Below are 23900 nucleotides of genomic sequence, written 5' to 3' on the forward strand. Positions count from 1 at the left end.
AGCAACACGGGCTCCGCGCGATTGCATTGTCATACCGGAATCGAAAGGCGTATCATCGCCTACTTCCTGCCAATTACTATGCATAACAATAATGAAGCCCGCCAAAATCCGCGAAATCGTGCTCGGCAAAGCACTTGACCCGATGAAAACCGAGACCCGGCATTCCCTTGCGCTGGTCGCCTTTTTAGCTTGGGTCGGTCTCGGCGCGGACGGCTTGTCGTCATCGGCCTACGGACCGGAAGAGACATTCCGTGCACTCGGCGAGCACAGTCACCTCGGTCTCTACATGGCGCTTGCCACGGCCATTACCGTGTTCATCATCGCGCTTGCCTATAACCAGGTCATTGAATTGTTTCCCACCGGCGGGGGCGGATATCGCGTTGCCTCCATCCTGGTCGGTCCGTATCTCGGGCTCGTTGCCGGATGCGCGTTGATTCTTGATTACGTGCTGACCATATCGATCTCGGTCGCGGCGGGGGTCGAAGCGCTTGCTTCGCTGTTACCACTTGGATTCCACCCGTACAAATTAGCGGCGGAAGTCTTTTTCGTCGGACTGCTGATCATCCTTAATCTGCGCGGCATGAAGGAAGCGATCCGCATCCTGCTGCCGATCTTCCTCGGCTTCGTCATCACGCATTTTGCATTGATCGTCTACGGCATCTTTGCGCATGCATCTTATCTGCCCGATCTGATTCCCAGCACCTTGTCCGAAACCACTTCGCTTGCCAGCAACATCGGATGGATTAGCGTGGCCGGCATGCTGCTGCTGGCATATTCCCAGGGCGGCGGTACCTACACCGGCCTTGAAGCGGTGTCGAACAACGTCAACATCCTCGCTGAGCCGCGCGTATATACCGGCAAGATGACCATGTTCTACATGGCGCTGTCGCTTGCATTCACCGCCAGCGGCATCATCCTGTTATATCTGCTGTGGGATGCCAAGCCTGTTGCCGGGCAAACCCTGAATGCATCGACCTTCCGCGCCATCATCGAAAGCCTGGGCATGAGCGCGTGGAGCAACCAGATCATACTGACGCTGGTGCTGGCTTTCGAAGCCGGCCTGCTGTTTGTCGCCGCCAATACGGGATTTCTCGGCGGACCGGCAGTCTTGTCGAACATGGCAGCCGACTCCTGGGTACCGCATAAATTCCGTTATCTGTCCACGCGCCTGGTCACTCAGAACGGCATACTGGTGATGGGAATCGCCGCCCTCGCGATCCTGTTCTGGACTGGCGGCAGCGTGACCCTGCTGGTGGTGCTTTATTCCGTGTCGGTGTTTCTGACCTTTGCGGTCTCGCTGTTCGGCCTCTGCCTGTACTGGTGGCGTAATCGCGATCAAAAATACTGGGTACGCCGGCTGCTGCTCTCATTGACCGGTTTCATTATCTGCGCCGGCATTCTTGTAGTGCTGCTGGTGGAAAAATTTACCAAAGGCGGCTGGGCCGCCGCAGTCATCATCGGCGCCATTGCCGCGCTTTGCATCTATATCCGTAATCACTACCGCGATACCAAGAACGCCATTCATTCGGTCGACCAGGTATTCGCCAACCAGCCTTTCGGCGCACGTACCGGCGCGATCGATCCTGACCCCGATAGTCAGACCGCAGTGTTTATTGTCGGGTCATCGCGCGGTGGCGGCCTGCATGCCTTGCTCTGGGTGCAGCGCATGTTTCCCGGGCACTTCAAGAATTTCATTTTCGTGAACGCACGCACGGTCGACTCGCATGCCTACGGCGGTGAAGGTGCGGTGGAGCACATGCGCGCCGAAGCAAATGCCACTCTCAAGTTCTTTGTCGACTTCTGCCATAGCCATGGCATGGCATCCGCCGCCTACCTTGGCTTCGGTACTGATGTGGTGGATGAAGTGACCAAACTGTGTGAAACGGTGAGCAAGGAATATCCGAGTTCGATCTTTTTCACCAGTAAACTAATTTTCGAACACGACAACTGGTTCACCCGGCTGTTGCATAATCAGGCGGCATTGGCGATTCAGCGGAGACTGCATTTTGAGAGTTTGCAGATGGTGATTTTGCCGATGAAAGTGTAGGACCGTGCAGGCTGTTAGGAAATCGCCGATTCTGCGAATTCCAGGCGCATCAAACAAAAACGCCGCTCTTTAGGCGGCGTCTGTTTTAGTGCAAGCAGTATTAGTTGACGTTTGCTGCCTTACCGCCGCGAGCAAGGCGGGAGCCTGCGTTGCTGCCGTTGGTCAAACCTGGATACTGGCCGTCGAACTCCTGGTGCGCCAGTGCGTACGAGCCATCTTCCTGGGCTTGCTTGAGTTCGGCCATTACTTGCGCCCGTGTCTTGGTCGAAGCGAACCGGGCATCGGGCGCGGTAAATTCGTTGCCGCCAGCGACGTAAGTCCCTTGAGCTTGCGCATCCTTCAGTTCTGCGATCACTTCAGCGCGGGTTTTTGTCGATTGGAAGTCGATGAAGTCTACCCATTCAGCCGCAAAAGCGGAGCTTGTACCAGCGAGGATAGCGATAGCGGCAATCAGATTTTTAGCATTCATTTTGATTCTCCAGAAATAACGGTTAGTAACTCAGTCTCGGCGATTCAGGCAAACGTCTGCCGTCGGGGCCTGCCTCGGTGCGTCGCACTCGTTTTGTCGTGTGCTCATCGATGAAGCACAGTTTATTCATTGCGGGAATGGAGATAAACAGCGACTGTAGCAATTGGTTATTTCGAAAAGCGAAATGAAGTTCATCTAAAGGCTTGTTGATTCACAACCATTTGGCTACCAGTAATTGCGGGAGGGGCTATTCACTATTAACTGACCGTGCCTGCCGCCTTGACACCCTATTGCCCTAAAATGGTGTCATGAAACGACTCGCCGCCGCCGCGCTTACGCTCGCCATTCTGCTGGTCCTGGCAAGCTACTTCAGTCCGCACTGGACGCTATATCGCATGCGTAGCGCAATTGAAAACCGCGACTATGAATCCTTTTCCTCCTACGTTGATTTTCCGGCGCTTCGCAGTAGTTTGAAGGAGCAGGTGACCGGTACAACGGGTAGGAAGCCAGGCGTGAACCCGAACCACGGCAATTCCCTGGAATCGCTGACGGAGACCATCGTCAACGGTCTGGCCGGGCCGTTGATCGATGTCATGCTGACGCCGCCGGGCATCATCGAGATGCTCCATGTGGGCAAACCAGGCATCACACGGAATGTTGTTGTCAGCACGCTTACCCAAGTGCCTGATGCGACCGTCTTGCCCGCGATGACGGTGTCTTACCGTGGATGGGAGCGTGTCGTGTTTCGAGGGGCTAACTTGCCGGCCGAGAGCGGGAACTTCGTGCTTCGCCGTCAGAACTTGTGGACATGGAAACTGGCCGAAGTCGAACTGGAGCGTCAGTCCGGGAAAGCAGAGCCCGGATAGCCCATGATAGGGTTTCGCCTCCCATAGACATGGCATGTCATTGCCCGTCGTATACGCTTTAATTGCTCTCTTTGCAATTGCGTGTCGCATGAATTCCATGGAATACAAATTATTGCAGCTCTTGGGCGTGATCCTTCTGGCAGGTGGTTTGATAGCGGCCAACATGGATGCTGCCATGATATCGATTGCCGGGGTCATGATAGGCGCCATTGTCCTGCTATGCGGCCTGGCCGGCGCCTGGTTCAACGATGAATAGCGCAGCCTTCATCGGTGCGGGCGTCGAACCCGACTATTCTCCATCCGCTGTCCATCCAAGGTTTTCTCTTTTCAATGCCACTTCGCCAACAGGCATTGCCCGCCACTTTAAGCTATATTCTGCAGCGGCCGTATATGAAGCTATGAAGCGATCTGTATTGCTTTACGCAATCATGGTTGTCAGCCGACGCATACGGGCAAAGCTTATCAGGCATAAACAAGGAAAATCATGAAGGAAAAGGGCTGGACCATCATTCAAACCATGATCGCACTGCTGATCGCCGGCATTATCGGCAGCATCGCGGTGCGAGCCATTATCGATATGCGTTGCGAAGAGGATCCATCCAGATCGTTTTGCGCCAAGCGATAGCCCTCCCACCACTGCAAGCGTGAAGCGTCCTGCATTGCCAGGATGCGCTTCGCATCACTCCCCCACCGGTATCAACGAGCTTCCTCATTCACCGTAGCGGTCTTCACGGCGTGGTCATGACCCTTGAGTTTGCCGCGCAGGCGGCGCAATACCAGTTCAAGATCGTCGATATAGGTATAGACGGAGGGCACCACGAGCAGGCTGAGCAATGTTGAAGTAATCAAGCCGCCGATGACGGCAATCGCCATCGGTGACCGGAAGCTCGGATCCGCCCCCCAGCCCAGCGCCAGCGGCATCATGCCGGCGCCCATCGCAATGGTCGTCATGACGATCGGACGACTGCGCTTGTGGCAGGCATCGACCAGCGCATCGAAGCGATTCATGCCGGTGAAGCGCGCCAGGATTGCATAATCCACCAGCAGGATGGAATTCTTGGTGACGATCCCCATCAACATGATCAGGCCAATCATCGATGGCATGGACAAGGCTTTTCCGGTAATGAGCAAGGCGACGAAGGCGCCGCCGATCGATAGTGGGAGCGCGGCCAGAATAGTGATCGGCTGCATGAAATCCCTGAACAACAACACCAGCACGCCATAAATGCACAACACGCCGATCAGCATCGCAATACCGAAACTGGCGAACAAGGCCTGCATTTCCTGGGCGTCGCCAAGTTCGGCGATCTTGACTGAGGGCGGCAGATTCTTCATCGAAGGCAATGCTCTGGCTTCGGTATTCAGCTCGCCGAGCGAGCGGTTGCCGAGTTCCACTTCCAGCGTTACATTGCGGCTGCGGTTGAGCCGGTCGATCTGCGCCGGTCCGCTGTCGATGCTGACGTCGGCTACGGTGCCCAGCATGACGGGGCCATGGCGGCCGGGCACGGTAAGGCGTTCGATGGCCGCGAGATCGGCACGCACGGCGTCAGGCAGCTTGACGCGAATCGGTACCTGGCGCTCCGACAGGTTCAGTTTCGGCAGACTGATGTCATAGTCGCCGGCCGTCGCGACGCGGACTGTTTCACCTATGCTTGATGCGGTGACGCCGAGATCGGCCGCGCGCGCGAAATCGGGCCGCACGATGATTTCCGGTCGCACCAGTGAAGCGCTTGAACTGACATTGCCGATACCTTCCAGGGTGCGCAGGTCGCGTGCCACTTTTTGCGCAGCATCTTGTAACGCGACGGGATCTTCACTACGCAAGACCAGCTGCATCTTGACACCGGTATCCGGCGGACCCACGTTAAAGCGTGCGCCGGGAATGTCGGAAAGGCGCTGCCGCAACTCTTGCTCAAGGTCGGTCAAGGATTCGGCGCGCTCGGTGCGATGCACTGTCGACAAGGTCAATACCGCACGGCGCGCTTCCGCTGCAGCGCCGGGCACAAAGGCATCCCCGCTGGAGCCGCCGCCGATCGAGCTGAACACGCTGACAATGCCTTTGACTTGCATGGCTTCGCGCCGTGCACGTTCGGCGACCTCGGCGGTTTCCGCCAAGGTGCTGCCGGGCGGCAGTTCGAGGTTGATCTGTGTCTGGTTGCGGTCGGCGGAAGGAACAAAGCCGGTCGGCAGCAGAGGAACCAAGGCAAGCGATGTGAAAAAGAACACCGCCGAGCCGATCGCCGTTATCAGGCGGTGACGCAGGCACCATTGCATCACGACCAGGTAACGTCGCATGATCCAGCCATCCGTGTGTTCAGTCGGTTTTTCCGGTTTCAACAGGTAAGCCGCCATCATCGGCGTCAGCAATCGCGCGACGACCAGCGATGCAAGGATGGCGATCACCGCGGTCCAGCCGAACTGTTTGAAGAACAGGCCGGGAATGCCGCCCATAAATGCCGTGGGCAGGAACACTGCCACCAGCGCGAACGTGGTGGCAATAACCGCCATGCCGATTTCATCGGCTGCATCGAGTGCGGCCTGCATCGGGCTCTTGCCCATGTGCAGATGGCGTGTGATGTTCTCGATTTCCACGATTGCGTCATCAACCAGCACGCCAACCACAAGTGCTATGGCGAGCAGTGTCACGGTGTTGAGCGTATAACCGAAATAGGAGAGGCCGAGAAAGGTGGGGATGACCGACAGCGGCAGTGCCGCAGCCGAGACAAGTGTCGCACGCCAGTCGCGCAGGAACCACCATACCACCAGCACGGCGAGGAGCGCGCCCTCATAGAGCAGATGCATGGAACCGTCGAAGTTTTCTTCAACCGGCATGGCGTTGTCGATCACTTGCTTGAGCGCGATGTTCGGATACGCCTTCTGCAATTCTTCAATCGCATCGCGCGCGTCGCGTGCCACGGCAACTTCACTCGCACCCTTGGTCCTGAAGATTTCAAAGCCGACTACCTTTCGCCCGTCCTGAGTGGCTTCCGATCGCTGTTCTGCAACGGTATCGCTGACGTTGCCGATCTGGTCCAGTCTGATCCGGCGGCCATCGGCCAGTGGAATATGCAGAGAGGCAAGTTCGGAAGCGGTTTTCACCGTCGCAATGGTGCGCACGGCCTGCTCGGCGCCGCTCACATCGCCGCGTCCGCCCGGCGCTTCCTGTTGCACCAGCCGCAGCTGGCGCGATACATCGATCGCCGAGACGCCAAGCGCCGTCATTTTGCCGGCATCCAGTTCGATACGGATTTCACGCGTGGCGCCGCCGATCCGTTTGATCGCACCCACGCCAGGTACGGCAAGTATTCGCTTGGTGACGGCGTTATCGACGAACCAGCTTAGTTCTTGCTGGTCGAGACGGCTGTCGGCTCCGGCCGCGGTACTGGCAATGAAGCTTAGTACCGCGCGGCCGGCGGTGGGGTTCTTGGTTACAGTCGGATCACGCAGCTCGCTGGGCAGATCGGCGCGGACTCGAGCGACGGCGTCGCGCACATCGTTAACCGCATCGGAAATCTGCTTTTCCAGGATGAACTCGATCGTTATCTGTACTTCGCCGTCGAGCACCTTGGTATGCAGATTCTTCACACCCTGTACCGAAGCAATCGAGTCCTCGATCTTTCGCGCGACCTCGGTTTCGAGCTGGGCCGGCGCCGCACCCGGCAGCGAAGCATTTACGGTGACGATCGGCAGTTCAATATCGGGAAAGTCCTGCACTGCGTTGAAGCGATAGGCGAGCAAGCCGCCCAATGTCAGCAGGGCAAACAGCATGATCGCAGGAATAGGATTGCGGATGGAGAGGGCGGAAAAATTCACGCTACGTTCCTTATTTTGCTTTGGGCGACACGACCTTGACCAGATCGCCGTCATTCAGGAAGCCGGCTCCGCTTGCCACGATGGAGGCATCTTCGGCAATGCCCTCAAGTATCTCGACCCGGTCTGCAAGTCGACGACCGGTCTTTACCTTGACCTGGCTGACCCGATTGTCCTGATTAAGGCGGAAAACATAGCTGAACCCGTCGCGCACGACCAGTGCCTGCTGTGGCACGGTCAAGGCGGACGAGATGCCCAGATCGAATTCGCCTTTGGCAAACATGCCGGCTTTCGCCGGTGCGACATTGTCCGCCGTTGGCGTGAGGTCGACGTAGACGAGCGCGGAACGTGTTTGCGGATCGACCGTCGGCGCGAACTTGCGCACCCGGCCCTTGATTTCGGTGCCGTTGGCCGCAGTGATCAGCGCGGGAGTGCCGGTGCGCAGCTTGCCCAGTTCGGTAGAGGTGACTTCCGCCCGCCATTCCAGCCGACCCTGCCGGATCAGCCGGAACAGCTCGGTGCCGGCCGGTACCACGGCACCGACCGTCGCGTTGCGCGCGGAAATAATGCCGTCATCGGGTGCGATCAGGCGTGCGTATGTCAGCCTGAGTTGCTGCGCTGCGAGCGTGGCCTTTGCCGCCTCGACCTTTGCCTTTGCGGTTTGTTCGGTAGTCAGATATTGGTTGATTTGTTGCGTGCTGAGCGCGCCGGTCTGCTGCAGCGTACGGGCGCGCGCGGCGTTGCCCGCGGCATCGGCGGCATTCGCTTCGGCTTCCATCAGGCCTGCGCGCGCCTGCGCGACATCGGCCTTGACGGTATCTTCCGCGAAGGTGGCCAGCACCTGCCCGGCGCGTACCGTGTCGCCGACATTGACACGCACATCGGTCAGGCGCAAGCCATTGGATTCGCTGCCGATGATGGCTTCCTGCCAGGCGGCGATGTTGCCGTTGGCCGTCATGCGGACTGGCACCTTGGCCTGTGTCGGCTTGACTGTGGTGACTGTCAATGCCGGCTTGGGTGCGGATGGTTTTTTATCTTCAGCGGCGGCGCCCGGCCTGCCGGCGAAAAGCGCAATCCCGACTGCGGCCAGCACGGCGGCGACGATCAGGCCAATGGTCAGCGGCTTGAATTGAATACGTTTCATGTGATGTTTTTGCTCATCGTCATCGGAAATTTCAGGGTTGCGCAATGGCGTTCCAGCCGCCGCCGGCCGCGCGGTACAGGGCGATCCATGCCGCGATGCGTTCACGCTGAAGCGAGACCACGGCGAGTTCCGCGGCAAGGCGGGTGCGGCGCGATTCTTCCAGTTCGACCAGGCTGGCCAGACCGCCACCATACAGCGCCTCGGTAGCCGCAAATGAACGACGGTAGCCTTCGGCCGCAATGCGGGCATCGTCGCTGCGGGAACTGGTGCTCTGAAGACTGACCAGTGCTTGTTCGACTTCGCGCACCGCTTGCCGCACTTGCGCGCGATAACGGACGACCGCATCGTCGTATCGGGCCCGTGCCGCCTCTGCAATGGCGATGCGCCGGCCACCGTCGAACACCGGCACCGACAGCGCAAGCGGTCCGATCGACCAGGTCGTCAAATCCACTTCCGCGCCGCCGGTTCGGAACCGGGTCGCGCCCAGCGAGCCGCTCAGGGTCAGCCGCGGATAGCGCTGCGCCTGTGCACTGCCGAGATCGGCGCTGGCGGCGGCGACTTCGCGTTCCGTATTGAATATGTCCGGACGCTGGGCCAGCACGTTGGCTGGCAGGCGGTCTACCGAAAGCATAAAGCTCTGGGGTAGAACGGCCGACATTGCGCCGAGCCGCTGGCGCAGGGGCGTTTCGGATATTGCTGTGAGGGCGACCAGCGCCTTGACATCCAGCTCGCACTGCGCCTGTTGCTGGGTCGCGCGGCTATTCGCATCCGCCGCGCTGGCACGTGCAAGCGCGGCATTGGCCGGCGACTGAAAGCCGGCTTCGGCACTCAGCTTGGCAAGACGTGCAGTTTCGGCGCGCGAACCGGCATCGGAGCGGGCGATGGCCAGCAGCAGTTCACAGCTGCGCAAGCTGTAGTATTGGCTGGCGAGTTCGGCGGCAACGGAAACACGGGCTTCATGCCAACCTGCTTCCGCGCCTGCCAGACGTTCTTCGGCTGCTGTGCGTCCGGCGCGGTTGCCGCCGAACAAATCGATTTCCCATGCTGTTTGCATGCCTGCCTGTAGTGCACTTCCGGTGGGTGTAGGAGGCTGCGAACGCGCCCGGGTGGCGCTCAGCGATGCATCGGCCGTCGGCAGCAGGGCAGCGGCCGCAGCCACGCGATTGGCGCGCGCCTGCGCAATGCGGGCGCTTGCCGCGGAAACCGTTGGGCTGGCTTCCTGCGCAGCGGCAATCAGCTCGGTCAATAATGGGTCGTTGTGCTGGTTCCACCACTCCGCCAGCTTGTGCGGGTTGCCGTCATGCGGCAAGGGCGCATGCCATTGCGCCGGCGGGTTTGCATCGACCTTGGTCGGCACCGGTTGTATTGCGCAGGCCGTCAGCAAGGGTGTCAGGCAGGCAAGGGCAATGGCTTGAAATATATTCATGCGCTTTTCTTGAGAAGACTGCATGCATGGTGGCAGACAAAATAGCGGCCGCTGCCGGCGGGGGCGGCCTTGCCATTCATCATCGAAAAAGGCGAGTTGATGAAACTTCGCCATGGTATAGGCAAAGATTGTCGGTGACCATGGTCTTCATGCCGTCTGAGGTCGGCTATTCCGCTGGACAGTCCTCAGATACCAGAGCAGCCCGGCGGCGACCAGCGCCAGACTGGCGCTATTTCCCAGCCAGAAGCCAGCTGCACCATGCAGTGCGGGCGGGCTGATGCCGAACGGATCAAGACCGAGCACGTAGCCGCCGCCCAGCCCTATGCCCCATAACGCCACTGCATAAATCAGGGTGGGCACCACCGCGACCTTATAGGCTCGCAGCACGAATGCGGCGGTGACCTGTACCGAGTCGAACAACTGATAAAAGGCGATGAAGAAAAACAGCGGCAGTGCCGCAGCCACCACTGCCGGGTCAGGTGTGTAGGCTTGCACGATCAGACCGCGCAATAGCCAGACCATGCATCCTATGCTTACCGCCAGAATGGCAGCCAGCCGTATGCCGGACACCCCTACGCGGCGCGCGGTTTCCGGTTGGCCTGCACCGATCGCCTGGGCCACCAGTGTGCCGGTCGCATTGGCAATGGCTAGCGGCAGCATATAAAGGACGGTCGCAAAATTTGCCGTAATCTGGTGCCCGGCCAGAGAGGTGGCGCCCAGCCGGGCGATGAACAAGGCCATGAACGTAAAGGCAGTGACTTCGATCAGATAGCTCAGGCCCATCGGGATCCCGAGCCGCAGCAGCCCACGCTGCGCTTTCCAGCTTGGCCTGATAAAGCCGGTACCGAACAAGCCGTAGGCGCGATAAGCCGGGTTGGTATGCAAGATGACGACGCTGGCTATAAAGATCGTCCATGCAATGAGCGTAGTCGCGAGTGCGCATCCTGGGCCTCCCATTGCCGGTATGCCAAATCCGCCGAAAATGAACAGGGCATTCGCGGGAATTTTCAAGGCCAGACCGGCCACCTGCAGTCCCATGACCATCTTGGGCCGGCCGATTGCCGTGTTGAGCGATGCATATAAACGGAAGCCCATGGTGGCTGGCAGTGCCAGTGCCAGCGTGCGCAGGTATAGCGTCGCCTTGTCATTGAGTTCGGGCGAGGCATGTGCGAGCGATAGCAGCGGCGTAGGAAAAAGCAGGGCCATACAACCCGCAATGGTCAGAAACAGCCCCAGCCATGCACCCTGTTTCATTTCCACGCCGATGTCTCTGAACCGGCCGGCGCCGAACAGCTGGCCGATGACAGGAGAAATCGCCGCCAGCACGCCATTGAGTCCGACAAAAATGCTGACGTAAATGGAGGCACCCAGCGCCAGGGCAGCCAGATCGGTTGCCGAAAAGCGCGACGTCATCGCGGTATCGATGACGCCATTGGCGATCACCGCCAGTTGGCCGACGAGTATCGGCCATGCCAGCGCTGCGATCCGGGTCGTGTTGTTGCGCGTTTCTTTCAATTCAGCCGTTCATAAAGGCGAAAACGTTCATCCTTGTCGGACGGACGGCGACCTTCCCACAGCAGGCGCCACTGGTTGCCGGAATGCCGGATAAGTTTGGCGGCATCGCCACTGCGTCTGTTGTCCTGCAGAAGCAAAAACCTGCATGTGTCGTTATCAGAGCGTGAGAACGGTACCTCGCCGAAATACACAAACGAAGTACGCTGCGCTGGGCCGACATTGGTATCGATGCAATAATCCCCGGCCGGCAGGCGCTGTGCAAGCTGATAGGCCACACCAGCATAACTCTTGCCGTAATTAATCCAGGGCAGCCACAACGTCATCAGCAGCAGCCAGCACAGGATGACGCCGCCCGACGACAGCACGACTGCACGCCACAGCACGGATGGACGCCGCGATAACCGCCAGCGTACCAGCATGACCCATCCTATGCTGGCTCCCACCGCGACGATGAATGCGAGCAGGTTGAACTCCGGCTTGAATCCGGGCGCCAGCTTGAAGGCGTTCTTTGCAAGCTGCGCCGGCCAGCCGGTCTGCTTGGCGATCCAGCCGAGCCAGATGAACCCGGCACAAGTGGTCAGAGTCATGACCGAAAACCAGTCGACCGCATTGATCGCGCCGCGCTTCATGGTCGGCAGGCCGAAGGCGGCAAGAATTGCCAGCGGCGGCAGCATCGGCAGCAATACGCCTTCCTCCGAACGGGTATGGAACAGCGCCAGCAGCGCGCACGCGACAAAGAAGGTCAGCGGCAGGGTGATGTGCGGCGCCTGGTATTGACGCCGCCAGGCATATACCGCCCAGCCCGCGAATGGCCAGGCAGGCCATGCAAACCAGATGCCATTCTTGAAGAAGTTGCGCAGCGTGGTGTAGGAAGGCAATCCCAGCTGCCGGTAATTCCACAGCATCCATGCGTCATAAGGGGAACTGTCGAATGGACGCATGATGTTATTCGCGATAATCCACGGACTGGCAACCGCGATCGCAATCGGAAAGGATACCGCCGCCAGTCGCAACACGACGGCGCGCTCGCGAAACGATGCCAGGATCAGTAAGCCTAGCCACAGGGCAAGCGGCACGACCCAGCCGCGCGACAGGATCAGCAGACCGAGACTCAGGCCGAGCAGCGCAGCGGCGCGCAGGGAACGGGTATCGAACAGTAAGGTCGCGGCATACAGGCAAAGGGCGACCATCGATACCTGCAGCGCTTCGGTACTCGTACTATGGCTGTGCAGCAAGAGCCCCAGGCAGCCGAGAAAAATCAGCAGTGCGCCGTCGGCAAGCGTGCGGCCATAATCGCTGGGTTCGGGCTGTCCGCCAAAGGCCAGCTTCAGCGGCTGCGCTTCCGGCCGCCGTCCAAGCAGATACGTGGTGTACCAGACCGCGGACGACCCGAGCAAGAAGAATGCTGCCGGAGCGATGCGCGCGGCGCGTGCATCGCCCACCAGCCAGCCGAACAGCTTGATACAGACCGCACCTATCCAATAAGCAAGAGGCCCTTTTTCAGCCGCCGGCAAACCGACGATGTTCGGCCACAACCAGTCCTGGAGCGAACCATGCGCCATGGTCCACATGATGCCGAAGCCGACCGCATCGTCGGTTTTCCATGGATCGCGCCCGAGCAAGCCCGGAAGAATATACAGCAGGCACAGCGCGAACAAGGCCCAGCGGGGAAGCGCATTGGTAGCCGAGGCTGGGAGACGGACAGGCTTCATGATGGAAACGGGATTGTTCTTTATGCACCGGCCGTGGAATGTTGCCCGTATGAATAACACGCAAACGGGTTATTGGCAGGAAGCTGTTATTGAGTTCGGCGTCATTGTGCCGGAAAAGCCACACCCATGCTGCCTGAAAAACAAAAAAGGCAGCCAAAGCTGCCTTTTTGGGAGTCACGGAAGTACAGGGAATCAGCCTGCTGCTTGTGTCTTCGAACCGCGAGTGCCGAACTTCTGGCGGAATTTTTCCACGCGGCCGGCGGTGTCGACGATCTTGTGCTTGCCGGTGTAGAACGGGTGCGAGCTCGCTGTTACTTCGAGCTTGACGAGCGGGTATTCCTTGCCGTCAACGCTGATTTTTTCTTTGGTCTGGATAGTCGAACGGATGATGAATTTCTCGTCGTTGGACATGTCTTGGAATACGACTTCGCGATATTCCGGGTGTGCGCCTTCTTTCATGCTTTTCCTCTGATTAGTTTGGTAGCCAATCGGCACTTCGTCGGTCGTCCTGCTTCTTGACCCGATTGCCGGTCACTTGCCGGGGGGTGAAAACCGGCGATTATACAATGGAAGAAGGGCGACGCGATACGGTCTCCTATCTCTTGCCATACGATTCTAGCAATGAAGGCTTGTCAGTATTTCAATGACTTTGTCCAATTGCTGTTGAATATTGTTTTGCTGAGCAAATAAAAAGGGCGCCTGCAAAACGCCCTTGTCCCAGCATTCAGGAATGATACGGATCAGTTGCCGCCGCGTCGCATCATGTCGAAGAATTCCAGGTTATTCTTTGTCGACTTCATTTTGTCGAGGATGAATTCCATCGCCTCGATTTCATCCATGCCATACAGCAGCTTGCGCAAGACCCAGATCTTTTGCAACTGGTCTGGCTTGATCAGCAATTCTTCGCGGCGCGTGCCCGACTTGTTCAGATTGATGGATGGATAGACACGCTTTTCGGCCAAGCGTCGCTCAAGGTGGACTTCCATATTGCCTGTGCCCTTGAATTCTTCATAGATCACGTCGTCCATGCGGCTGCCGGTTTCGATCAGCGCGGTGGCGATGATGGTCAGCGATCCGCCTTCTTCGACATTACGTGCTGCGCCGAAGAAACGCTTCGGGCGCTGCAGCGCGTTGGCGTCGACACCACCGGTCAAGACCTTGCCGGAGGCTGGAATGACGGTGTTATAGGCGCGCGCAAGGCGGGTGATCGAATCCAGCAGGATGACCACGTCACGTTTCATTTCAACCAGGCGCTTGGCTTTTTCGAGCACCATTTCAGCGACTTGCACGTGGCGGGTAGCCGGTTCGTCGAAGGTCGACGCCACCACTTCACCGCGTACCGAACGCTGCATCTCGGTCACTTCTTCCGGACGTTCGTCGATCAGCAGCACGATCAGGACGGTGTCGGGATGGTTGGTCGTGATCGCATGCGCAATATGCTGCAGCATCACTGACTTACCCGATTTTGGCGATGCCACCAGCAAGCCGCGCTGGCCGCGTCCGATCGGCGCAATCATGTCGATGATGCGCCCGGTAATATTTTCCTCGCCGCGCATCTCGCGCTCCAGGTGCAGGAGCTTGTTCGGATGCAGCGGGGTCAGGTTTTCAAACAGGATGCGGTGCTTGGACGCTTCCGGCGGTTCGCCATTGACCTTGTCCACCTTCACCAATGCAAAATATCGTTCGCCGTCTTTCGGCGTGCGCACTTCGCCTTCGATCGAGTCGCCGGTGTGCAGGTTGAAACGGCGAATCTGGGACGGCGAAATATAAATGTCGTCGGTCGATGCCATATAGCTGGCATCGGGAGAGCGCAGGAAGCCGAAGCCGTCAGGCAATACTTCGAGGGCGCCATCGCCGAAAATCTGTTCGCCAGCCTTGGCGCGTTTCTTCAGAATGGCAAACATCAATTCCTGTTTGCGCAAACGTGCGGCGTTGTCGATTTCCAGGCCAATGGCCATGTCCAGCAGAGCCGAGACGTGGAGCGCCTTGAGTTCAGATAAATGCATAGTGGGTGTCCCGGGATGGGAAATAAAAGGTGGGGGAGGGAACTGCGAGGAGGGTTAAGCTAATTTATTAAATCAAAACAGTGCAAAAAACAGCGGCGGTGCAAATGCACCGCCGCGGCGATCTTAAATGTTGCTATCGATGAACGAAGTCAGTTGACCCTTTGCCATGGCGCCGACCTTCTGCGCTGCCGGCACGCCGTTCTTGAACAGGATCAGGGTAGGGATGCCGCGAATGCCGAATTTGGCAGGCACCGCTTGATTGGCATCCACGTCCATCTTCGCGATCTGCAGCTTGCCGTCGTATTCCTTGGCAACTTCTTCGAGGATGGGAGCGATCATTTTGCAAGGGCCGCACCATTCGGCCCAAAAATCGACCAGTACCGGCTTGTCGGACTTGAGTACGTCCGAATCGAAGGATGCATCCGTAATGTATTTGATGTTTTCGCTCATGGTTTCCTCGAAAGAGGTTCAAAGGTGTAAATCAGCGCCTGCAACTGACTGTTCTTGCTCGATCCCGTTGACTACTATGTCCGGAATTGCAATAAGCAAGTGGAGACGTCATTGCGCGATTTCAAGACCTTTGAAGGGTCTGCAAGACGTAGTGCGGCGGGGAGTTGGTAAATCATAACCGATTTTCATGAAAAGTGTAGCCGGCGCCTCAATTTTTGCCTTGGCTCACATAAAATGTAGAGCCTGTTATGAACTATCGCAGGGGTCGCGCAGCCCCGGGAACCAGTCGCATGCAAGGCGCAGCGACGCGTCGTAGCGGTGCTACGGCAAGGAGTTGCAACGCCGCAGGCGGCTGGTTCCCGGGGCTGCCCGCAGGGTTCCTCCCAAAAGGGTGCCCCGCGGTGTCGCAGGCCGCTTGCAGTGCTCGCACTGCGGCGCGTCCTGCTCCTAGCGGATGCATCCCTTTTGGGAGGAACCCGACCCCTGGGATAGTTCATAACAGGCTCTAGAGGCGACAGCGGATACATCGTCCTTACCTTCGCCACCCTTCGATATTTTTGAGACCCGATGCTGCCTACGCCCCTACTCATTCCTCCTTCGGCCGACTTCTGGCCGGTGCTTGCGCGGACATTGCTCAGGCAATGGAGGGAGTCGGGGTCGGACAGCGATGCCGGCGACTTCTCCAGTGTCCGGGTGCTGGTACCCAACTTCGTTCATGCGCAGTTGTTGAAGAACGCCCTGGCGAACGAATTGAAGCGCACCTTTATTCCGCCACGGATCACCACGCTGCAGGCATGGCTGAAGATGCTGCCGCCTGACCCGACGGAGCATGTCGTCAGCTCGAGTACCGAGCGAATGATGGCGTTGTATGCGGAGTTGCGTCAGCACGGATGGCTGAAAAAACTGTTTGCCGCACGGCGCAATGTCGATCTGCTGCCGCTGGCGCAAACCCTGATGACGCTGTTCGATGAATTGAGCGAGGCCTTGCTGCCCGCAATGCATCTTGAACCGGAGGCGGCGGAAGACAAATGGCAGGCGGCGCTCGAACACTTGCCATTGCCGGTACGAACCATATTGTCCGACGAGTCGCAGCTCGTATGGTCGCTCTGGAAGAGCCAGCTCGGAAGCAGCGATCCAACCGCCGCCTGTCTGGTACGCATGATGCGCCTGGCTGCCGAAGCCGACGCGCCGCTGGTATGGATCAGTCACGCGCCGGCCGATGCATTGCATGAGGCCTTCCTGAATGCCTATGCTGAATACCAGCCGGTTCTGCGCGTGATGCCCGACTGGCATAAGCACAGTGTTGCAGCGGCCTATGCGGCGGCATGGCCGGAATTGCCGGAACAGGCCCGGCATGAGAACGGCTCGCTTTTCGATACCGACGTTGCAGACATTGCGGCACCGTCCGGCGTCTCACTGCAGGCATGCGGCAGTCTCGAAGACGAAGCGCAGCGCGCCGCGAATACGATCATCAACTGGCTGCAGGCGGGCAAGACCTGCGTTGCCATCATTGCCCAGGACCGCGTGGTGGCCCGGCGCATGCGCGCGCTGCTTGAGCGGGCGGCGATCTATGTGTCCGACGAGACGGGATGGAAGCTGTCGACAACGCGCGCGGCAGCGTCCATCGCGGCGCTGCTCGATGTGGTCAGCACCCGCGCTGAAACCATTGCCTTGCTCGACTTGCTCAAGTCGCCATGCGTGTTTGCCGATATGCCGGACAAGGCCGATCGGGTCATGGAAATCGAACATGCGCTGCGCCGCTTCAATATTCTTGGCGGCTGGGATGCGGTACTGGGTGTACTGGACGACTCCCCGGCGGCGCGGCAACTTGTAGAAGTCATTTTCGAACAGGCGCGCACCTTCGCCGGCAGGAAGACGCTCAGTGAATGGGGTGCAGTCACCGATGACGCGCTGCGGGCGCTGGGCATGCGAGATGCACTGCAAAACGATGGTGCCGGCATACAGGTTGTGAAGCTGCTCGACATGCTGATCCATGATTGCGGCGGCATGCTGCATGCGTTTTCATTCGCCGAATGGCGCGCCTTCCTTAGCCTGCAACTGGAGTCGACGCCATTCGTGCCGGAAGTGTTCGACCGCCGCGTGGTCATGTTGCAGCTCAACGGCGCGCAGCTGCGCCGCTTCGATGCAGTCATCATGGTGGGCGCGGATGCCGACCATTTGCCTTCGCAATTGAATGACGTACTGTTCTTCGCCAATGCGGTGCGCCGCGAGCTCGGATTGGCGACCAGGGAGATGCGGCAACGCATGCAACTGCGCGATTTCGCCGAACTGCTCAGCGTCAATCCGGAAGTCGTACTGTCCTATCAGTCGTACCGTAATGGCGAACCGAACGCCGTCAGCAGCTGGATCGAACGCCTGCAGTTGACGCTTGAGCGGGCGGGCGCCGGCATGCTGCCGGTACATCGTGCCGATATGGCACTGCGTTCGTTGACGACTGCGCTGCCCCACATGCCGTCTCCGGCCGCGCCGCATTTGTTGCCGCGCAAATTGTCGGCCAGCGCGTACAACAGTCTCGTGGCCTGTCCCTATCAATTCTTTGCGACTCGCATGCTGGGGCTGGCCGGTCTCGACGAATTGTCGGACATGCCGGAAAAGCGCGACTATGGCGACTGGCTGCATGCGATTCTCAAGACCTATCACGAATCGATCCGGGATCACAAGGTCGCGCCGGCGGCACGCGAAGGATTGCTGCGCGAGATTTCGCAAAAGGTTTTCGACGAGGCGCTCGCGCGCAGCGCCGCCGCACTCGGGTACTACGCGCGCTGGCAAAAGGTGATCCCGGCCTATCTCGACTGGGCCAATGAGCGCGAGGAAAAAGGCTGGCGTTTCGCATTCGGAGAGCAGCCGTTTGAAAAGACCCTGAACTGGGATGGCGGCCAGATCACCTTGCGCGGATGCATCGACCGCATCGACGAGCATGAGGATGGGTCGCGCGCAATCCTGGATTACAAAACGCGCAGCCTGCAAGCCTTGCGCGACAAGGTCAAGGAGGCCGAGGATCACCAGCTCGCCTTTTATGGCGTGCTGTCGGATCTGCCGGTGTCGGCCGGGCATTTCGTCGCGCTCGAAGTCACGAAAGACAAGACCGGCGACGCGGAGGCAAAAAATTTCATTGAATGGCAGGCGATGCTGGAACAGCAGATTGTGAAAAACGTGCGCGCCATCGCTTCCGGCGCCCCACTGAAGGCCAGTGGCATTGAGCGCGTCTGCGTGTACTGTGAAGTGCGCGGGCTGTGCCGAAAGGGAGCCTGGTGATGAAACAAGCTGCATCGTCGCCGCGCGCCTATGAAGCCAATGGCGAGGCGGTCGGCACCGCGTCATTTACAAGCATGGCCTGCGATCCCATGCGTTCCGTCGTGGTCGAGGCGTGCGCCGGCAGCGGCAAGACCTGGTTGTTGGTTGCGCGCATGCTGCGGCTGCTGCTGGCCGGCGCCGAGCCTGCAGAGCTGCTCGCCATCACCTTCACCCGCAAGGCCGCGCAGGAAATGCGCGAACGTCTGATGCAATTGCTGCACGACCTCGCTTTGCATCCGGCGGATGCCGTGTCGGTATTGCTGCTGGAACGCGGCGTTTCCGAACACGACCTGCCGCGCCTGCTGCCCATGGCGCGCGGTCTGTACGAGCGCGTCCTTGCCAGCCCGCACAGTCTGTCGATCGATACCTTCCATAGCTGGTTCGCAAGGCTGGTACAGATCGCGCCATTGTCTTCCGGCGTGCCGCACGGTTACACACTGACTGAATCGACGGGCGAACTGATGCGCAGCGCCTACAGTCGATTCATGCAGGCGCTGACCGACGAAGAAAACGAGCATATCAAGTCGGCATTGATGCAGTTGTACCAGATGGTCGGCGACTGGAATGCAAGACGCCTGCTGGATGCATTTGTCGACAAACGTGCCGAATGGTGGGCCTCTACGCAGCAATCGGAGGAAGCGCCGATCGAGTGGCTGCGCGACCTATGCGGCGGAGACGGCATCAGCGATGCGCGCCTGAGCGTGTGGGAAGACGACAAGCTTCGTGCACGACTGCTGAATGTTTCCTGGCTACTGGGGCAGGGCGCCAAACGCAACCAGGAACGCGCGGTGGCCATTGAAAGCGCGCTCACGGCCGGCGCCTCCATCGAAGGCTTTGAACAATTGCTCATGCAGTTCTGCGACGACAAGGGCAATCCGCGCGGAAATGACCATCGGCGCGGCAAGCTGCTGACGGCCCTGGAAGCGCATATCGGTCCGGATGGCTGCAATGTGTTCGAAGAAGAATTCGCGGCGCTGGCCGAGACCTTTCTGCAATTGCAGCGGCGTAGCTGCGAACGGCAGGTACTGGCATTGAACGAGGCACTCTTCATCGTCGGTCCGGCGTATCTGGAACACTATCAGGCCGCCAAGGCGGAACAGCGGGTATTCGACTTTAGCGATCTCGAGTGGCAGGCCTATCGCCTGCTGACCGACAATGATCACGCCGCCTATCTGCAGAGCCGCCTCGATGCGCGTTACCGGCATATCCTGCTCGATGAATTCCAGGATACCAACCCGCTGCAATGGAGTATCGTGCAGGCATGGTTGAACGCCTATGGCGACGATGAGCAAAAACCGAGCGTCTTCGTGGTGGGCGATCCCAAGCAATCGATCTACCGCTTTCGGCGCGCCGAACCGCGTGTCTTTACCGCCGCGCGCGACATGCTGGCAACGCAAGGCGCCAGCGTGCTGCGCACCAATCAGACCCGCCGCAATGCGGCGGTCATCGTCGATGTGCTGAACACCGGCTTTATCGGCAACCCGATCTATGCGCCGCAGACCACGCTCGGCGCGGAAGGCGGCACGGTCTGGCGCTTGCCGCTCATTCGCAACGAAGCGGAAGCGCCGGTCGCGGCCGGCGGCTTCACCTTGCGCGATCCCTTGACCGAGGCCCGCGAAGAGGAAGAAGACGCCCGTCGCGTCGATGAGGGAAGCGCGGTCGCACGCGCCATTCAGGCTGCCATGGCTGAACTTGCCGCGTCGCAGGAACGTCCGGCGAAATGGTCTGACGTGATGTTGCTGGTGAAGAAGCGCAGCTACCTGAGCGCGTATGAAAGCGCCTTGCGCGCCGCCGGTATTCCCTTCGTATCCGACAAGCGCGGAGGCTTGCTTGAATCGCTGGAAGTGGCCGATCTGATCGCGCTGCTGAGTTTCCTGATCACGCCGGGCGACAACCGTGCGATTGCCCACGTACTCAAGTCGCCGATTTTCAGCGCGTCGGACGATGACCTGATCGTACTGGCACAGCGACCTGAACCCACATGGTGGAGAAGATTGCTGGCTGCCGCGCCGACCGCGTCACAGGCCTTGCAACGCGCGGTCCTGCTGCTGGAACAATGGCTGGCCGCGGCGCCACGCCTGCCTGTGCATGACTTGCTGGACCTGATTGCGCACCAGGGCGAACTGATCGCACGCTATGCGCAGGCGGCACCGCCCATCGTGCGCGCGCAAGTACTCGGCAACATCGATGCCTTCATCGAACTTGCATTGAATCTGGACGCCGGCCGCTATCCCAGCCTGCCGAAATTTATCGAAGCGGTACGGTTGCTGCGCCGGGGCGCGGAAAACGAAGCGCCCGACGAGGCCTCGGTCGACAGCGCGGTCGACGCAGTGCGTATTCTGACCATCCATAGCGCAAAGGGACTCGAAGCACCGATCGTTGTGCTGGTGGATGCCAACCATAGCGAACCGGCGCGCGACGATGCCGGTATTCTGTGCGACTGGCCTCAGCATGCGAATGCGCCGACGCACTTTTCCTGTTTCGGACGCAAGGCCGAACGCGGCGCCGCGCGCGATCCATTGTTCGCAGCCGAAGAAACTTTCAAACAGCAGGAAGACTGGAACCTGTTATATGTCGCGGCGACGCGCGCAAAGCAGATTCTGATCGTCAGCGGTGTCGCCGGAACTAGAGGCGCCCTGGATGACGGCTGTTATGAAGGCAGCTGGTACCACCGCCTGCAGGCGGTACCCGAGGTGGTGCCGGAGGTCACGGGTTCCGTGCGTGCACAGGCCGCATCGATGGAAACGGAATTCCTGCTTGCGCTCTTCGAGCCGCCGACGCTTCCCGGCGCATCGCGTCCTCCGCAGCAGTTCAGCAATCAAGCGATCGAGGAGGGGCTTGCGCTGCATGCCTTGCTGGAGCGGATGACGAGCGGACGCGACTGGCCACTGAGTCTGCCGGATACCCGCCAGCTTGCCCGCTGGCTGCGCTGCACCCCGGCGATCGCCGCAATCGTCCGCGACCAGGCCAAATGCATACTCTCGCATCCGGCGCTCGAACGGTTCTTCAATCCCGCGCATTTCCATGCCGCGTACAACGAACTGGAAATCATCACTTCTGACCAAGTCATGCGCTTCGACCGCGCGGTAATCAGCAGTGATGAAGTGTGGATCCTCGACTACAAACGCGACTTGCTGGATGCCGAACGCGCGGGATACCAGGGCCAGCTGGAGCGGTACCGAAGGGCGGCGGAAGAGGTTTTTCCCGGCAAGGTGCTCAGGGCGGCATTGATTACCGCCGATGGGCAGTTATGGGATATCGAGGAATTGTAGTCCCTGGCTACTGGAATAAAATTCAGCCGTCGCGCCGTAGTCGCTGGCGCAGCGTTGCGCCGATGTCATCAAGCGGAAGAATAAGGTCAGCAGCGTCGAGGTCCGCCGCGGCGCGTGGCATGCCATACACCGCGCTGCTCGCCATACACCGCGCTGCTCGCCTCCCGAATTTAAGGTAGGAGCATAATTTTGCCGTACCCGTTCCGCAAGCATAACCTTGCCTGCCCGGCAAACTTATTGTTCCAGCGACAGATAGGGCAGAAAGGAGAAGCCGCCATGGTGGAGCGGAGGAGGATCGAACTCCCGACCTTCGCATTGCGAACGCGACGCTCTCCCAGCTGAGCTACCGCCCCATCGATTCGATTGTAGGACGAGGCCGGCAGGGCGGCAAGACAGGCTGCCGCTGTCTTTAAAGAGACGACCCAAGTATTTGAATCTATTGACGGAAATTCCTTTGCCCCACTATAGTGGCAACATGATTGCCGAATTTCATCAACTATCCGACAAAATCACCCAGCTGGCCGAACTGGCGAAATCGCTGCGGCGTGAAAATGCCGACCTGCGTGCCAACCTGGCGTCGACGGCGGCCGAGAATGCCGATTTGTCCAGGCGTATCGAGGAAGCGTACCAGCGCGTCTCTGCGTTGCTGGAAAAGATTCCTGCGTCGGATGAAGCGAACGAGGAGCCTGCATGATCCAGCTTGACGTCACCATCATGGGCCAGCCCTACAAGCTCGCCTGCAAGGAAGGCGAGGAAGATGCGCTGAAGCAGGCGGTCGACTACCTGGACCGGAAAATGTGCGCGATCCGCGACGCCGGCAAGATCAAGGGGACTGACCGGATTGCGGTCATGGCTGCGCTGGGCATTTCGGCGGAATTGTTGTCGACGAAGTCATCCGAGGGGCCATTCGCCGGGATGACGCTGGCCGACGTGACGCAGAAAATTGCCGCGATGCATACAGTTCTCGATACTGCGCTGGCGCCTCAAGAGAACCTGTTTTAGTTCAATGGAAATATCGTCAAAATTTACTGCAAAGTCTTTGACATGCCGCTCGATTGCGGTACACTAAAACCTCCTGCCGTGTTCGCGATTGCCATATATTCCTTGAACCATTTATGTGCATCGGTTGCGGAATTTTGTTCGATGGGCGTGAGCGTCGCTAGTCCGATGGACCCGAAATTGAACTAACTGTGACCACCTTTGAACCGTAAGGTTCGGGATGCCGGCAAAGACGGCACAGGCGGGGCTAATTCCAGAGCGGCTGCATTTATGCAGCCGCTTTTTTGTGCGCGTCGCATTTGTCGCTGCGTGCCGTTTTTAGAGTCGGCGGTTTTGCTGCACTGCCGGATGCGCGCATACTGATCAATTTTCATTCAGGACAATAATCAATCCATGCAGTACTGGCTGATGAAATCGGAACCGGACGAAGTCAGCATCGACGATGCGCTTGCCGCACCGGGAAAAATCGTACCTTGGGTAGGCGTGCGCAATTACCAGGCACGCAATTTCATGCGTGATGCGATGCGCGTCGGCGATGGCGTGCTGTTTTATCACTCGAGTTGCGCCGAGCCGGGCATCGCCGGCCTTGCCGAAGTAGCGAGCACCGCCTACCCCGATCCCACGCAGTTCGATTCCGGCAGCAAGTATTACGACCCCAAATCCACACCCGACAATCCGCGCTGGATGCTGGTCGATGTACGAGCCACGCACAAGACGCGCTTGCTGTCGCTGCCGGAACTGCGCAGTTTGCCCGATCTCGCCGAGATGCAGATTCTCAAGCGTGGAAACCGCCTTTCGATCACACCGGTATCGGCTTTTGAATGGCGGTGTATCATCCAGCACATTCAATAATCTTCAGAAAGACCCGG

The 23900-nt window shown here is 59.1% G+C and carries 19 protein-coding genes, 1 tRNA gene and 1 other RNA gene; 10 read left to right on the forward strand and 11 right to left on the reverse strand.

What is annotated here, in order from left to right; all coding sequences use genetic code 11:
- Positions 1 to 91 precede the first annotated feature (91 nt).
- Positions 92 to 2047: an APC family permease gene (locus tag D3871_RS05090; protein ID WP_119767905.1), complete on the forward strand. Its 1956-nt coding sequence runs from the start codon at positions 92 to 94 to the stop codon at positions 2045 to 2047.
- Between the two features lie 100 nt (positions 2048 to 2147).
- Here D3871_RS05090 and D3871_RS05095 read toward each other — a convergent pair whose 3' ends face one another.
- Positions 2148 to 2516, reverse strand: coding sequence for a DUF4148 domain-containing protein (locus tag D3871_RS05095; protein ID WP_119767906.1), 369 nt, complete (start codon positions 2514 to 2516; stop codon positions 2148 to 2150).
- 308 nt (positions 2517 to 2824) lie between these two features.
- Here D3871_RS05095 and D3871_RS05100 point away from each other — a divergent pair, with 308 nt between their 5' ends.
- From D3871_RS05100 to D3871_RS30155, 3 genes are all read left to right on the forward strand, one after another.
- Positions 2825 to 3382, forward strand: a complete 558-nt coding sequence (locus tag D3871_RS05100) for a DUF2939 domain-containing protein (RefSeq protein WP_119767907.1) — start codon at positions 2825 to 2827, stop codon at positions 3380 to 3382.
- Between the two features lie 97 nt (positions 3383 to 3479).
- Positions 3480 to 3638 (forward strand): hypothetical protein, encoded by a 159-nt coding sequence (locus D3871_RS30150; protein WP_158597873.1) that lies wholly within the window; start codon positions 3480 to 3482, stop codon positions 3636 to 3638.
- A gap of 228 nt (positions 3639 to 3866) precedes the next feature.
- The gene (locus D3871_RS30155; protein ID WP_158597874.1) at positions 3867 to 4007 is read left to right on the forward strand and encodes a hypothetical protein; all 141 of its coding nucleotides are present in this window, start codon (positions 3867 to 3869) and stop codon (positions 4005 to 4007) included.
- A 71-nt stretch (positions 4008 to 4078) separates the two neighbouring features.
- Here D3871_RS30155 and D3871_RS05105 read toward each other — a convergent pair whose 3' ends face one another.
- The 8 genes from D3871_RS05105 to trxA form a co-directional block, all read right to left on the reverse strand.
- On the reverse strand, positions 4079 to 7195 hold the full coding sequence (locus D3871_RS05105) for an efflux RND transporter permease subunit (protein WP_119767908.1): 3117 nt from the start codon (positions 7193 to 7195) through the stop codon (positions 4079 to 4081).
- 10 nt (positions 7196 to 7205) lie between these two features.
- Positions 7206 to 8336: an efflux RND transporter periplasmic adaptor subunit gene (locus tag D3871_RS05110; protein WP_119769903.1), complete on the reverse strand. Its 1131-nt coding sequence runs from the start codon at positions 8334 to 8336 to the stop codon at positions 7206 to 7208.
- 31 nt (positions 8337 to 8367) lie between these two features.
- On the reverse strand, positions 8368 to 9762 hold the full coding sequence (locus tag D3871_RS05115; protein ID WP_119769904.1) for an efflux transporter outer membrane subunit: 1395 nt from the start codon (positions 9760 to 9762) through the stop codon (positions 8368 to 8370).
- Positions 9763 to 9909: 147 nt separating this feature from the next.
- The gene (locus tag D3871_RS05120) at positions 9910 to 11277 is read right to left on the reverse strand and encodes an MATE family efflux transporter (RefSeq protein WP_119767909.1); all 1368 of its coding nucleotides are present in this window, start codon (positions 11275 to 11277) and stop codon (positions 9910 to 9912) included.
- Positions 11274 to 12989: an ArnT family glycosyltransferase gene (locus tag D3871_RS05125; protein ID WP_119767910.1), complete on the reverse strand. Its 1716-nt coding sequence runs from the start codon at positions 12987 to 12989 to the stop codon at positions 11274 to 11276. Before D3871_RS05125 ends, D3871_RS05120 begins: the two co-directional genes overlap by 4 nt.
- Before the next feature lie 192 nt (positions 12990 to 13181).
- A complete protein-coding gene (locus tag D3871_RS05130; RefSeq protein WP_119767911.1) occupies positions 13182 to 13448 on the reverse strand; it encodes a type B 50S ribosomal protein L31 in 267 nt (88 codons plus the stop codon).
- A 281-nt stretch (positions 13449 to 13729) separates the two neighbouring features.
- On the reverse strand, positions 13730 to 14995 hold the full coding sequence (gene rho, locus D3871_RS05135; RefSeq protein WP_119767912.1) for a transcription termination factor Rho: 1266 nt from the start codon (positions 14993 to 14995) through the stop codon (positions 13730 to 13732).
- A 123-nt stretch (positions 14996 to 15118) separates the two neighbouring features.
- Positions 15119 to 15445 carry a thioredoxin TrxA gene (trxA, locus tag D3871_RS05140; protein WP_040039314.1) on the reverse strand — a complete coding sequence of 109 codons (327 nt, stop codon included), beginning with the start codon at positions 15443 to 15445 and terminating at the stop codon, positions 15119 to 15121.
- Positions 15446 to 16012: 567 nt separating this feature from the next.
- Between trxA and D3871_RS05145 the strand changes: the two genes are divergently transcribed.
- On the forward strand, positions 16013 to 18721 hold the full coding sequence (locus D3871_RS05145) for a PD-(D/E)XK nuclease family protein (RefSeq protein WP_119767913.1): 2709 nt from the start codon (positions 16013 to 16015) through the stop codon (positions 18719 to 18721).
- Positions 18721 to 22032, forward strand: a complete 3312-nt coding sequence (locus D3871_RS05150) for a UvrD-helicase domain-containing protein (protein WP_199724729.1) — start codon at positions 18721 to 18723, stop codon at positions 22030 to 22032. Before D3871_RS05145 ends, D3871_RS05150 begins: the two co-directional genes overlap by 1 nt.
- Before the next feature lie 22 nt (positions 22033 to 22054).
- Here the strand turns inward: D3871_RS05150 and D3871_RS05155 are convergent, their stop codons facing one another.
- Together D3871_RS05155 and D3871_RS05160 are read right to left on the reverse strand one after the other, a co-directional pair.
- Positions 22055 to 22177, reverse strand: coding sequence for a hypothetical protein (locus D3871_RS05155; RefSeq protein WP_420799625.1), 123 nt, complete (start codon positions 22175 to 22177; stop codon positions 22055 to 22057).
- A 132-nt stretch (positions 22178 to 22309) separates the two neighbouring features.
- A tRNA-Ala gene (locus D3871_RS05160) sits at positions 22310 to 22385 on the reverse strand.
- Between the two features lie 101 nt (positions 22386 to 22486).
- Here D3871_RS05160 and D3871_RS05165 point away from each other — a divergent pair.
- The 4 genes from D3871_RS05165 (at position 22487) to D3871_RS05180 (ending at position 23883) form a co-directional block, all read left to right on the forward strand.
- The gene (locus tag D3871_RS05165; RefSeq protein WP_147376749.1) at positions 22487 to 22726 is read left to right on the forward strand and encodes a DUF904 domain-containing protein; all 240 of its coding nucleotides are present in this window, start codon (positions 22487 to 22489) and stop codon (positions 22724 to 22726) included.
- On the forward strand, positions 22723 to 23034 hold the full coding sequence (locus D3871_RS05170; RefSeq protein ID WP_119767916.1) for a cell division protein ZapA: 312 nt from the start codon (positions 22723 to 22725) through the stop codon (positions 23032 to 23034). Before D3871_RS05165 ends, D3871_RS05170 begins: the two co-directional genes overlap by 4 nt.
- A gap of 67 nt (positions 23035 to 23101) precedes the next feature.
- Positions 23102 to 23283: non-coding RNA, 6S RNA (gene ssrS, locus D3871_RS05175), on the forward strand.
- 141 nt (positions 23284 to 23424) lie between these two features.
- Entirely contained in the window at positions 23425 to 23883 is a 459-nt protein-coding gene (locus D3871_RS05180; protein ID WP_199724730.1) for an EVE domain-containing protein, read from the forward strand.
- The last annotated feature ends 17 nt before the right edge of the window (positions 23884 to 23900 follow it).

It is taken from the genome of Noviherbaspirillum saxi (genome assembly GCF_003591035.1).
Classification (GTDB): domain Bacteria; phylum Pseudomonadota; class Gammaproteobacteria; order Burkholderiales; family Burkholderiaceae_D; genus Noviherbaspirillum; species Noviherbaspirillum saxi.